The 11,262-nt window shown below is 59.4% G+C and carries 13 protein-coding genes; 11 read left to right on the top strand and 2 right to left on the bottom strand.

Features of this window, described 5'->3' with window-relative positions; all coding sequences use genetic code 11:
* The first annotated feature begins 7 nt into the window (after window positions 1-7).
* The 6 genes from NIM86_RS02565 to NIM86_RS02590 all read left to right on the top strand — a co-directional run bounded on the left by NIM86_RS02565 (window position 8) and on the right by NIM86_RS02590 (window position 5,795).
* Window positions 8-781: an IclR family transcriptional regulator gene (locus tag NIM86_RS02565; protein WP_253378845.1), complete on the top strand. Its 774-nt coding sequence runs from the start codon at window positions 8-10 to the stop codon at window positions 779-781.
* A 26-nt stretch (window positions 782-807) separates the two neighbouring features.
* A complete protein-coding gene (locus NIM86_RS02570) occupies window positions 808-1,728 on the top strand; it encodes an SDR family NAD(P)-dependent oxidoreductase (RefSeq protein WP_253378846.1) in 921 nt (306 codons plus the stop codon).
* Window positions 1,729-1,889: 161 nt separating this feature from the next.
* Window positions 1,890-3,053: an acyl-CoA dehydrogenase family protein gene (locus NIM86_RS02575; protein ID WP_253378847.1), complete on the top strand. Its 1,164-nt coding sequence runs from the start codon at window positions 1,890-1,892 to the stop codon at window positions 3,051-3,053.
* A complete protein-coding gene (locus NIM86_RS02580; RefSeq protein ID WP_253378848.1) occupies window positions 3,053-4,147 on the top strand; it encodes a CaiB/BaiF CoA-transferase family protein in 1,095 nt (364 codons plus the stop codon). Before NIM86_RS02575 ends, NIM86_RS02580 begins: the two co-directional genes overlap by 1 nt.
* Window positions 4,148-4,149: 2 nt before the next feature.
* Window positions 4,150-4,989 carry a MaoC family dehydratase N-terminal domain-containing protein gene (locus NIM86_RS02585; protein ID WP_253378861.1) on the top strand — a complete coding sequence of 280 codons (840 nt, stop codon included), beginning with the start codon at window positions 4,150-4,152 and terminating at the stop codon, window positions 4,987-4,989.
* Window positions 4,983-5,795 (top strand): CoA ester lyase, encoded by an 813-nt coding sequence (locus NIM86_RS02590; RefSeq protein WP_253378863.1) that lies wholly within the window; start codon window positions 4,983-4,985, stop codon window positions 5,793-5,795. The genes NIM86_RS02585 and NIM86_RS02590 overlap by 7 nt, the downstream gene beginning before the upstream one ends.
* A gap of 14 nt (window positions 5,796-5,809) precedes the next feature.
* Here NIM86_RS02590 and NIM86_RS02595 read toward each other — a convergent pair whose 3' ends face one another.
* Window positions 5,810-6,505 carry a fumarylacetoacetate hydrolase family protein gene (locus NIM86_RS02595; protein ID WP_253378865.1) on the bottom strand — a complete coding sequence of 232 codons (696 nt, stop codon included), beginning with the start codon at window positions 6,503-6,505 and terminating at the stop codon, window positions 5,810-5,812.
* Window positions 6,506-6,711: 206 nt separating this feature from the next.
* Between NIM86_RS02595 and NIM86_RS02600 the strand changes: the two genes are divergently transcribed.
* From NIM86_RS02600 to NIM86_RS02620, 5 genes are read left to right on the top strand one after another with little or no spacing between them, the layout of a single operon-like run.
* Complete coding sequence (locus NIM86_RS02600) at window positions 6,712-7,167, top strand: hypothetical protein (RefSeq protein WP_253378867.1); 456 nt, start codon at window positions 6,712-6,714, stop codon at window positions 7,165-7,167.
* Window positions 7,168-7,177: 10 nt separating this feature from the next.
* Window positions 7,178-7,927, top strand: coding sequence for a MotA/TolQ/ExbB proton channel family protein (locus NIM86_RS02605; protein WP_253378869.1), 750 nt, complete (start codon window positions 7,178-7,180; stop codon window positions 7,925-7,927).
* A complete protein-coding gene (locus NIM86_RS02610) occupies window positions 7,917-8,291 on the top strand; it encodes a biopolymer transporter ExbD (protein WP_256478321.1) in 375 nt (124 codons plus the stop codon). The genes NIM86_RS02605 and NIM86_RS02610 overlap by 11 nt, the downstream gene beginning before the upstream one ends.
* Complete coding sequence (locus NIM86_RS02615) at window positions 8,288-8,716, top strand: biopolymer transporter ExbD (protein ID WP_253378873.1); 429 nt, start codon at window positions 8,288-8,290, stop codon at window positions 8,714-8,716. Before NIM86_RS02610 ends, NIM86_RS02615 begins: the two co-directional genes overlap by 4 nt.
* Before the next feature lie 8 nt (window positions 8,717-8,724).
* Window positions 8,725-9,900 (top strand): cell envelope integrity protein TolA, encoded by a 1,176-nt coding sequence (locus NIM86_RS02620; protein WP_253378875.1) that lies wholly within the window; start codon window positions 8,725-8,727, stop codon window positions 9,898-9,900.
* A 52-nt stretch (window positions 9,901-9,952) separates the two neighbouring features.
* On the opposite strand, the gene NIM86_RS02625 is transcribed toward NIM86_RS02620, so the two are convergent.
* The gene (locus NIM86_RS02625; RefSeq protein WP_371872825.1) at window positions 9,953-11,260 is read right to left on the bottom strand and encodes an MFS transporter; all 1,308 of its coding nucleotides are present in this window, start codon (window positions 11,258-11,260) and stop codon (window positions 9,953-9,955) included.
* Between the last annotated feature and the right edge of the window lie 2 nt (window positions 11,261-11,262).

Consider the following 11,262-nt stretch of genomic DNA (forward strand, 5'->3'; position numbering starts at 1 on the left):
AAATAATATGCCCGACGATCAAGGCCAGAAATTCGTACCCGCGGTGCAGAACGCGATCATGATCATGCGACTACTGGCCGCTAGCGGTCACCCGCTGGGCGCAACGCAGATCGCGAGGGAAACCGGACTGAACGTATCGTCCGCTTTCAACATCCTGCGCACACTGAGCCATGACGGCATTCTGAGCTTCGATCCCGAAGCCAAGACCTATCGTATCGGGATGGGACTGCTGGAGTTCGCCGCGCCGCTCCTCGGCGCGAACCCTGCCGATCTCCTGCGGCCGACATTGGCGGCGATCGCTCAGGAGCATCAGGTCATGATCGCGCTCTGGCACATTACGTCCAACGAGCGGATTGTCCTGATCGACCGCTTCACCGCGCCGAATATCGTTCAGGCGGTCGTTGCAAGAAACAGCAGGCTTCCCGTTTTCGCCGGGGCGATCGGGCGCTGCTACGCCGCGAGTCTCGGCCTTGGAAAAGCGGCAACCCGGAAGGGTTACAAGGCCGTGCGCTGGCAGAATGAGCCCGGCTTTGAAAATTACTGGCAGGACGTGATTGCCGCCCGGCAGACAGGCACGGCGCAGGATCGGGGGCAATTGTTCAAGGGTCTCGACATCGTAGCGACGCTGGCGCGGGACGCGGACGACATTCCGCGTATCGGCATGAGCAGCATCATCATTGCCGGCCAGCAGGACGAGGACAGCCTGAACGAAGTGGCAGGCGCCTTGATGCAAGCCGCCGACCAGGTCGAACGCTGCGTTTTTGGCCGAAAGACTGAATAGAAATTAGAAGAGGGAAGGGAGGCGTCATGCCCGCAACAAAACCGCTGGATGGAAAAGTCGTTCTTGTGACCGGAGCCGGAGGCGGCATCGGGCGTGCAATCGCCATGGAGGCGGCAAAAGCGGGCGCAGCGGTCGTGGTGAACGATATCGGAGCCTCCCTCGACGGGCAGAGCCAGTCGAGGGAGGCTGCGGACGAAGCCGTGACGGCGATCGAGAAGAATGGCGGGCGCGCTGTCGCCAATGGCGATGACGTCTCCAATCCGGATGGAGCCAAGGCCATGGTGCAGCAGGCGACCGACGCGTTCGGACGGCTCGATGCGGTCGTCAACAATGCGGGCATTCTGCGCGACAGCTTCTTCCACAAAATGACGTATGAAAATTTCGACGCGGTGGTGAAGGTCCATCTCTACGGCACCTTTAATGTCAGCCGCGCGGCCGCCGATGTGATGCGCGAACAGGGCGCCGGTAGCCTTATTCATATGACCTCGACGTCAGGCCTTGTCGGCAATCTGGCCCAGGCCAACTATTCTGCGGCGAAGCTCGGCATCGCCGCGCTTTCGAAATCGCTGGCGCTCGATCTGCAGCGCTGGAATATCCGTTCGAACTGCATTGCCCCCTTTGCATGGAGCCGAATGACGTCGTCCATCAAAGTCGACAGCCCAGAACAGGAAGAGCGGGTCAATCGCATGAAGGAAATGTCGCCGGAGAAGATTGCCCCTGTTGCGCTTTATCTGGCCTCCGACGCGGGCGCCGACACGACAGGCCAGATATTCGCAGTGCGAAATAATGAAATCTTTCTGATGTCGCAGCCGCGTCCGGTTCGTTCCGTCCATCGAGGCGAAGGATGGGACTTCGATAGCGTCCGGAGCCATGCCATGCCAGCACTACGGTCGAGCTTCATGCCGCTCGATGTATCGGCGGATGTGTTCTGTTGGGATCCGGTTTAACCCGCCCCGCAGATAAAAACAGACCTGCAAGCCCGACCAAAACTCATATCAAATCGGCATATCTGTAAGGCCATTCAGATATTTGATTTATGTGAGCGCCGGACCGATGATCGCGCGAATTTCTTATTTCGTTGTGAAACCGGCCGATTTGGGAGGGAAAGTTGCGTCAGCAGGATACGGACGACTATCAGGACATTCGCGATGCCGTGCGCGGACTTTGCGCTGAATTTCCCGATGAATATCACCGCAGGATCGATGAGGAACGCGCCTATCCGGAAGCGTTTGTCGATGCGTTGACGAAGGCCGGCTGGATGGCTGCGCTGATACCGGAAGAATATGGCGGTTCAGGTCTCGGACTGACCGAGGCTGCCGTCATTATGGAGGAGATCAACCGGGCGGGCGGCAATTCCGGAGCCTGCCATGGCCAGATGTACAATATGAACACGCTGGTCCGGCACGGTTCGGAAGAGCAGCGCCGCCAATATCTGCCGAAAATCGCCTCGGGCGAGTTGCGATTGCAGTCCATGGGCGTCACAGAGCCGACGACAGGCACCGACACGACCCAGCTCAAGACCACTGCGGTGAAGAAAGGCGACAAATATGTGGTCAACGGTCAGAAGGTCTGGATCAGCCGGGTTCAGCATTCCGATCTGATGATCCTGCTGGCGCGAACGACGCCGCTGTCGGACGTGAAGAAGAAATCCGAAGGACTTTCCATATTCCTAGTGGACATCAAAGAGGCCATGCAATCGGGCATGACGGTTCAACCGATCCCGAACATGGTCAATCACGAAACCAACGAGCTGTTCTTCGACAATCTGGAAATTCCGGAAGAAAATCTGATCGGCGAAGAGGGCAAGGGCTTCAAATACATCCTCACCGGGCTCAATGCGGAGCGGACGCTCATCGCAGCCGAATGTATCGGTGATGGCTACTGGTTCACCGAACGGATCGTGAAATATGCCAGCGAGCGCAATGTGTTCGGGCGCGCCATCGGGCAGAACCAAGGCGTTCAGTTCCCAATTGCCGAGGCCTATATCGAAATCGAAGCGGCCAATCTGATGTGCCGCAAGGCCTGCACCCTTTACGATGCCGGCGAACCCTGCGGGACCGAAGCCAATATGGCGAAGTATCTCGCAGCCAAGGCAAGCTGGGAAGCAGCCAATGCCTGCATCCAGTTTCACGGCGGCTTCGGCTTTGCCTGCGAATACGATGTGGAGCGAAAGTTTCGCGAAACCCGCCTGTACCAGGTCGCGCCAATCTCCACCAACCTCATTCTGTCATACGTCGCCGAACATGTGCTCGGCCTGCCGCGGTCGTTCTGATGCGACCGCTGGAAGGCATCAAGGTCGTCTCGATCGAACAGGCTGTCGCCGCGCCCTTCTGCACATCCCGTCTGGCCGATGCAGGGGCGGAGGTCATCAAAATCGAACGGCCCGACGGTGATTTCGCCCGTGGATACGATGATGCCGCCAATGGCCAGTCCAGCTATTTCGTCTGGCTCAATCGCGGTAAGACATCGGTTACGCTCGATCTGGCCTCGGATGATGGCAAGGCGGAACTGGCGCGGCTTATTGGCGAGGCCGACATCGTTGTGCAAAATCTGAAGCGTGGTGCTCTGGACCGGCTGGGTTTCGGCTTCGAACGATTGATCGAGAGCAATTCGCGACTGATCTGCTGTTCGATTTCCGGATATGGCGAGAACGGGCCGATGGCCGACCGTAAAGCCTACGATCTTCTTGTCCAAGCCGAATCCGGCCTTTGCTCGATCACGGGGGGCCCGTCGGAACCGGCGCGCGTCGGCATATCGCTTGTCGACATTGCCACCGGGGCGACGGCCCATGCCGCGATCCTGGAAGCGCTTATCCGGCGCGGCGCAACCGGCGAAGGCGCCAATATCTCGATCTCCATGTTCGACGTAATGGCGGACTGGCTGACAGTGCCTCTCCTCAATCATGAGGGTGGCCGGACACCCCAACGGATCGGGATGGCGCATCCCTCCATCGCGCCCTATGGCGTTTTCACCGCTCAGGACGGCTCGCAGATATTGCTTTCCGTGCAGAGCGACCGCGAGTGGCGAAAACTCTGCGCAGTATTTTTGGGGCAAGCCGAATTCGGCACAGATCCACGCTTTGCCACCAATGTCGCGAGAATGGAGCGGCGCGACGAAACCGATGCACTCGTCGCGGAAGGCTTTGCGAGACGAAGTGGCAAAGAGGCCATTGCGGCATTGCTCGAGGCCGATGTGGCGCTGGCAACCGTCAACGACATGGGTGGTCTTGCAGGCCATCCCCATTTGCGGCGCATTACGGTGGATACGCCCAACGGACCGGTATCCTATCCCGCACCAGCGCCGGTCTGGGCTGGCGAAACGGCCGAATACGGCCCCGTTCCCGCCCTCAACCCGCTGGAGACCTGACTATGGAACTCGATCTGGATCATCTGCGTCAATGGATCGGCAAGGAGGAGACGGCGACCGAACTGTTGACGCCCGCGCTGGTCGAACGGTTCAACGCGACGCTGGACCGCGAAGGCCCAACGGAGAGCGGTTCGGAAGCGCCTCTTCTTATTCATCATTGCCTTTGTCAGCCCGCCGCACCAACCTCCGCATTGGGTCCGGACGGCCATCCGAAACGCGGCGGTTTTCTTCCGCCTGTCGCCTTACCCCGCCGCATGTGGGCGGGCGGCGCTCTCACCTTTCACTCTCCGCTGCGCATCGGTGAAAAGGTAACGCGCAGGTCCGTCATCGACGATCTCGTAGTGAAGCAAGGTCGTACGGGAATACTATGCTTCGTCACGGTTAGCCATCATATCACGGCAGGAGGGCGCGATATTCTGACCGAACGGCAGGACATCGTCTATCGGGATGCCAACAAGGCGGGCAGCGCCAGCAGCAAACCGGTCGAAGCCGCGCCGCAAGGCGAGCGGCACCGACGCATCGATGCATCGCCGGTTTTGCTGTTTCGTTATTCCGCGCTGACCTTCAACAGTCATCGCATCCATTACGACGCACCATATGTCACCGAGATCGAACATTATCCTGGCCTCATCGTACATGGCCCGATGCAAGCCATGCTGCTTGTGCAGTATGCGCAGGAACTTAAAGGACGTGCTCCCGCGCGGTTCAGCTTCCGTAGTGTTGCGCCGATCTTCGCCGGCACGGATTTTACGCTCAATGCGACCGACGATGGCGAGGCGCTCAAGCTTTGGACAGCATCTATGGAGGGGCCGATTGCGATGGAGGCGAACGCTGAATGGTAGATCTTTCTGGGATTCGATGTCCGCTTTTTGTGCCGGCCAATCGGCCTGACCGTTTCGTCAAGGCAGCGCAGTCGGGAGCCGATGCCGTCATTCTCGATCTGGAGGATGCGGTTGCCCGCGAAGAAAAGGACGAGGCCCGAGCTTTACTTCGAACCGACTTCACGAAGAAGCCGGTGATTGTCCGGATAAACGCCACCGGCACCTCATGGCATGAGGACGATTTGGCGGCGGTCGGCGATTTACCGGATATCGCAGCGATCATGCTTCCGAAAGCCGAAGACATCTCCGCAATCAAAACCGTTAGCGCCACGCTGAACGATACGATTTCGATCTTCCCGCTGATCGAAACGGCCATCGGCTTAACCCAGGCAAGAGCTATAGCAGCGTTGCCGACCGTTGAACGGCTGGTTTTCGGATCGATCGATTTTTGCGCCGATATGGGCTGCGAGCACCAGCGCGACGTCTTGACGCCGGCACGATTCGAACTCGTATTGGCGTCGCGGCTAGCCGGTATTGCCGCGCCGATCGACGGTGTTACGGCGAATTTCAATAGCGATACGCAGACCCATGATGATGCCGTTCACGCATTGGCTGTCGGAATGACGGGCAAGCTCTGCATTCATCCGCGTCAGATTCCTGAAGTGCAGCGCGCCTTCATGCCGCCGGATGCCGAGATAGAATGGGCGAAACGCGTTGCGGCGTCCGGCAATGGAGCAGTGTCCATTGACGGAGCGATGATCGACGAACCGGTACGCCTACGCGCCCGATCCATTCTTGCACGCGTTGGATTGGGCCGTTCGGGCTAGCAAGCGAACGCAGTTTATTCTGGCTGTCCGATTGTCAGCTCGATTTCCGGCAACCCTTCGATCCCGCCATGAATAACGTCCCCCGGTTCGACCGGGCCGACGCCTGCCGGCGTGCCGGTATAGATGAGATCGCCCGGCGCCAGATGGTAGAAGCGTGACAGGTGCTCGATAATCGCAACCGGCGAATGAATGAGATCGCTGAGATGGGCGTCCTGTCTCGTTTCTCCGTTGACTGAAAGCCATATCCTCTGCGATCCGACCTCACCGAATTCGGATGCAGCGACGAGAGCCGTCATGACAGCCGAGTGCTCGGCGTTTTTGCCAAGGTCCCACGGCCTCTGCTTGGCGCTATTCGCCTTCTGCAAATCGCGTCGGGTCATATCCAACCCGCAGCCATATCCCCAGATCGCCTTTTCGGCTTCGGTGCTCGTCGCCTTAAAGGCCGGTGCGCCGATGGCGATCACAAGCTCCATCTCATAGTGATAATTCTCTGTGCCGGGCGGATAGGGAATCGTCGCACCAGACGATACCAGAGATTGTGCGTCTTTCATGAAATAGAAGGGCGCTTCGCGATCCGGCTCCGCGCCCATTTCCCTGGCGTGGTCCGCGTAATTGCGCCCGACACAGAATATTCGGTGAACCGGATAGAGAGCATCGCCGCCAGCGGAAATCGTGGGGTATTCCGGGGAGTCAAAAAGGCGTGCCGGCATCGTTAGTCCTCTCATCCTGCTTTGCTCGAAAAGCGCCTAATCTATGGAGATGTCCGCGCTTTGAAGCAAGCGGAGCGGACCGATTCCAACCAATCTGCAGTAAAGCCCGGCCCGCGTCTCACGCAAAAGGAGGACGTATTGCATCGTCCGCTAACGGCTGCTATCCGAATAACTAGACCTTTTTTATCATCAAATAGGAAGTTGCCGTGTTTCGATTGCCCGTTTCGATGACCGCCGCCTTCGCGGCAGCGATGGTGCTTGCCGGTACGCCCGGCATGGCGGCGGAAAACGATGGGAGCACATCGGACAAGGCGGATAGGCTGTCGCTGCAACTCGAACTGAACGAACTCGATACCCATGAAGGCGCATGTCGCATCACCTTTGTTGCCCGCAACGGACTGACGGCGGATCTCTCCGCTCTCGCATATGAGATGGTCCTGTTCGGCGTAGATGGCGGCATCGAGCGGATGACGAAGTTCGCCTTCGGCGCAATGAAGCAAGGCAAGACGATCGTGCGCCGTTTCAACATGCCTGGCCTCGGTTGCGAGGCCATATCGCGGATTCTGATCAACAACGTATCGGCGTGCGAGGGTGCCGGGCAGGATGTTTGCGAACAATCGCTGGAAACATCCAATCGCACCGACATCGAGTTCGGCCTCTAGGAACATTGACATGAATCTTTTCGACGCATTCGCATCGGCAACCCGTTCGCTGACCGATTTTCTCACACTTGGCGGTCCTGTGGTCGCGTTATTGCTCGCATTGTCGGTGATTGCTCTGGCCGTCGTCATTTTCAAGGCCATTCAGTTCGCCGGCATTCGGATCGGCCGCCCCGATCGAGCGCGAAAAGCGGTCTGCCTATGGACAAGTGGACGGAAGAGCGAAGCGCTCAACATTGCGGCAGAAGGCAAAAGCGCTTCTGCACAAGCGGTTGCGCGGGCCATGCTGCTGTCGCGGGTAAGCATAACGTCCAGAACCGACTATGAATCCGGGCCGCATCTTTCGATGGCCGAGATCGAAGAGTCCGTGGCGCAGCAGGCCAATCAGAGGCTGCACCAGTTGAAAGGCGGCTTTCGAGTCTTGGAATCCATTGCGCAGATCGCACCGCTTCTTGGGCTATTCGGCACCGTTCTCGGTATGATTCAGGCGTTCCAGAAACTTCAGGAGGCCGGGAATGCGGTTGACCCATCCATTCTTGCCGGCGGTATCTGGGTTGCGCTTCTCACCACAGCCGTTGGTCTTGCGGTCGCCATGCCGACCTCACTGGCGTTGACATGGCTGGAATCGCGCCTTGACGATGAGCGGGTCGCGATCGAAGGGCTCGTCACGCAGATTCTCACGGGCCGGGCAGCCATCTCCACTACCTCAACCGATCGCGCCATGTCCGAGCTTCCGGACGCGGAGAGTAGCCTTGCGACTTGACGTATCGTCCCGGTCTCGACGCACGCTATCGATGACGTCGCTGATCGACGTTATCTTTTTGCTTCTGCTGTTCTTCATGTTGTCATCGACATTTACCCGCTATGCCAGCGTGGATTTGGGCGGCTCTGGCGTGGGAAAGAACGGTGGTACGGCGCCCGATCTGCTCGTGTCGCTTCGGGCCGACGGTGTGCTTGTCAACGGCATCGATGTAGAAGGCGATCTTTTGCCGGCCCTGCGCCAGCATCGTGAAAAGGGTTTGAAGCGCGCCACGATTCTTGTGGGCATCGGCGCGACGTCGCAGCAACTGGTTACAGCTTTGGAAGTCGCCCGCTCAGTGGGACTCGATGTGGTGGTGGCGCGATGAGAACCAGCCGAAAGCGCTTTGCACTCACCGCACCGGGTCAAAGGCAGCACGCCGAACCGACCATTGCGCTGATTAATATCGTGTTCCTGATGCTGATCTTTTTCCTGATCGCGGGCACGCTTGCCGCTCCTCTGCCCAGCGATATGGAGACCGTGCGCACGGAAATTTCTCCTCCAGCCGCCCCGCCCGATGCGCTTGCCATCGCTGCAGACGGAACGCTCTATCAAAGAGCCGCTGCCACGACGATCGAACGCTTTATTGCCGATACCGATCTTTCCGAACCCGTGCGTATTGCGGTGGACCGGAACCTTCCAGCCCGTGATCTGATGTCGGTTGTCGCGGCTTTGCGAACAGCCGGCGCCGTCCGCGTCATCATGGTGACGGAAAGGGCCGCAGCCGAGGCGCCGGACGGCGCGGCGGGATAGTTATCGTCATGAGTATCTTCCCTTCAGGCCGTATCGGATTGGTCGGCGCGGTCGTTGCGTCGCTCGGTATTCACCTGGCGTTTTTTTTCGGCATGCCGGCCTCTCCGTCCCCTGACAGCGGCCCTTCCATAGCGACGGTTGAAAGCGCCGAAGCTATTTTTGCCGCAGCGCCCGCCGTCAGCACTGCAGACCAGATCGACGGCGCAACGGTCGATGAAGACGTTGCATCACCGGCAGAGCAGGTCGACGAGAAAGCACAGCAGAGCGAAAGTGATGATGCGGCAGACATCTATAACGCGGCGGCGGAAACTGCTTCCCCGCAGGAGCAGGCCAAACAGGCTGAAGTTACCGCATCGGAAAGCATCGAAGCCGCTGACGCCGAATTGCCTGAAGCGCCCGTTGATCCTTTTGTCTCGATAACGGACGAAGCCGAAGAAAATTCGGGTGAAGAGCCATCAGACACAAATCCAACCGACGTAGCTGTGGCCGAACCGGCCAGAGACCATAGCGCCGAGCCTGTGGAAGCTGTGTCCGTTGCCAGTGAAATCGAAACAACGCCAACTGTTGCCGCCAGCGAAGTCAGTGATGCTGTGGTTGCCGAAGACCTCGGAGAACTGGTGGCCATACCCTTGCCGATCGCACGGCCTAATGATGCTGCAGCACAGGAAGCGGCGCGTCAGGCCATCGCCCGAGCCGAGCAGCAGCGCGCCGCCGAGCGCCGTGCTGCCCAGCAGGCAAAGCAGCGTGCGGCGGAACAACGCAAAGCGCTGGCGGCTCGCAAGCGAAACACGCAAAAGGCAGCCACCCAAAAAGCAAAGTCTCGACCGACCAAGCGCGCGGCGAGGCAAAGCGCCAATGGCCGACAGGGCCAAAGCAGTAAAACCCAGAGAGCCCCGACCAAGACGGCATCGCGCAATTCGGCGGCGGTTCGCCGCTATCCCGGTCGCGTCCGGTCGCGTATCGCCAGCAGGGTGCGCGGCGGCGCGCGAGGAACGGTTTATGTGAGCTTCACCGTCAGTCGCGGCGGCGGATTGAGCGGTGCCCGCATATCGAAAAGCTCAGGATCTTCCGCTGCCGACCGTGCAGCATTAAACGCGGTGCGCCGCGCCGCGCCCTTCCCGCCGATACCGTCCGAAGCCGGGCGGTCGTCATGGTCATTCACGGTTCCGATCAAGGTCCGCTGAAAATAGCTGTTTGAATTGGCATTCACCGCCTAGAGCGCGCAGAGCGGCAAAATTACGTCAGGGCCGATGTCGTTTCCGTCGACCGGCTTGCGAGAAAACGAGCGACGATGAAAACGGCAATTCCCGACAGCGCGGTTGCGACGACGAACAGGGTTCCGTAACCGGCGTGGTCGGCAATCAGTCCTGAAAGGCTGGAGCCGATGAGATAAACAAGGATCTGCGCGCAGGCGAGGATGGTAAAGTCGGTGCCGGGCTGATCGGTCGAGGCCACACTCATATAGATCGAATAGAGAACGACGATTTCCATGTACCGAATAAAGGTCTGGAAGGCCGCCGCGCCGATCACGAGTTCGTTCTGCTCGACCATCCCGGATGCGTGAAAAGCGAAAAGCGCAAAACAGATGGTGCGAAGAGCGCCAAGGGAAATCAACGCTCTGGCGTTGCCCTGCGACTTTATCAGGCCAATTGCGATGACCGATCCAACCAATCCGGCCGTGGCCGCCGAGAAGCCGGATAGATAGCCGATCCATGAGAGTGGCAGACCGATATCGACGAGATACGGCCCTTCCATAGCCTTCACCAGACCTTCGCTGGCGCGAAACAGCAAAGCGATCACCAGCACATCCCTCGCTTCCGGCCGGCTGAAGAAAGCGCGGAGCGAAGGCTTTGGCCGAATAGCCCGTTCGCCGCTTTCTTCCTCGCGCATGAAAGGAATCACGAGGAGCGGCATCAGGCAGAGCGCCGCCACGATGAGCAGTGTCGGCTGCCACCCAAAATGCTCGAACAGGATCAGCGATAATGTGCCGCCGATCACGACGCCGAAGGCGACCGAGCCACCCTGGATGGCATTTCCAGCGGCCCTGTCACCAGGCGACAATCGCCGCGTGGCGTAGCCGTCCGTCGCGATATCCTGTGTCGACATCGCCAGGGCGATAAGCATGCAGATGGCAAAGAGCGCGGTGATGTCGGTTGGCTGGATAAAGGCCATGGTGGCGATTCCGGCAGCCGTCAGCAATTGGGTCGGCACGACCCATCCCCTTCGGTGGCCGAGGCGGGGGATCGGGCTCAGCCGGTCGACTAGCGGCGCCCATGCAAACTTCAGAACCAAGGGCAGCATGAGAAGCGAGAACAGGCCGATAGTGCTTCGAGACACACCGGCGGCCCGCAGGGTTGGTGGCAGCGCGGCGGCAATCAGATAGGTGGGAATGCCCTGGGCGATATAGAGACCCGCCAGGGTGGCAAAGAGCGGCCCCCGACGCCTGTCAGTCGGCTCATCGGCCTGGATCGTCAGCGCCATTTTGCCCACCTCATCCCGCTCGGGTCCGGAGGCGGGAAGAGCCAGATCGGCCCTTCCCGACATTC

The organism is Notoacmeibacter sp. MSK16QG-6, assembly GCF_024158145.1.
Classification (GTDB): domain Bacteria; phylum Pseudomonadota; class Alphaproteobacteria; order Rhizobiales; family Rhizobiaceae; genus Notoacmeibacter.

Bases quoted from the DNA above. Each gene is read 5' to 3' on its own strand.
- NIM86_RS02565 (WP_253378845.1), top strand. From the start codon at position 8: ATGCCCGACGATCAAGGCCAGAAATTCGTACCCGCGGTGCAGAACGCG.
- NIM86_RS02570 (WP_253378846.1), top strand. From the start codon at position 808: ATGCCCGCAACAAAACCGCTGGATGGAAAAGTCGTTCTTGTGACCGGA.
- NIM86_RS02580 (WP_253378848.1), top strand. From the start codon at position 3,053: ATGCGACCGCTGGAAGGCATCAAGGTCGTCTCGATCGAACAGGCTGTC.
- NIM86_RS02585 (WP_253378861.1), top strand. From the start codon at position 4,150: ATGGAACTCGATCTGGATCATCTGCGTCAATGGATCGGCAAGGAGGAG.
- NIM86_RS02590 (WP_253378863.1), top strand. From the start codon at position 4,983: ATGGTAGATCTTTCTGGGATTCGATGTCCGCTTTTTGTGCCGGCCAAT.
- NIM86_RS02595 (WP_253378865.1), bottom strand. From the start codon at position 6,505: ATGCCGGCACGCCTTTTTGACTCCCCGGAATACCCCACGATTTCCGCT.
- NIM86_RS02605 (WP_253378869.1), top strand. From the start codon at position 7,178: ATGAATCTTTTCGACGCATTCGCATCGGCAACCCGTTCGCTGACCGAT.
- NIM86_RS02615 (WP_253378873.1), top strand. From the start codon at position 8,288: ATGAGAACCAGCCGAAAGCGCTTTGCACTCACCGCACCGGGTCAAAGG.
- NIM86_RS02620 (WP_253378875.1), top strand. From the start codon at position 8,725: ATGAGTATCTTCCCTTCAGGCCGTATCGGATTGGTCGGCGCGGTCGTT.
- NIM86_RS02625 (WP_371872825.1), bottom strand. From the start codon at position 11,260: ATGTCGGGAAGGGCCGATCTGGCTCTTCCCGCCTCCGGACCCGAGCGG.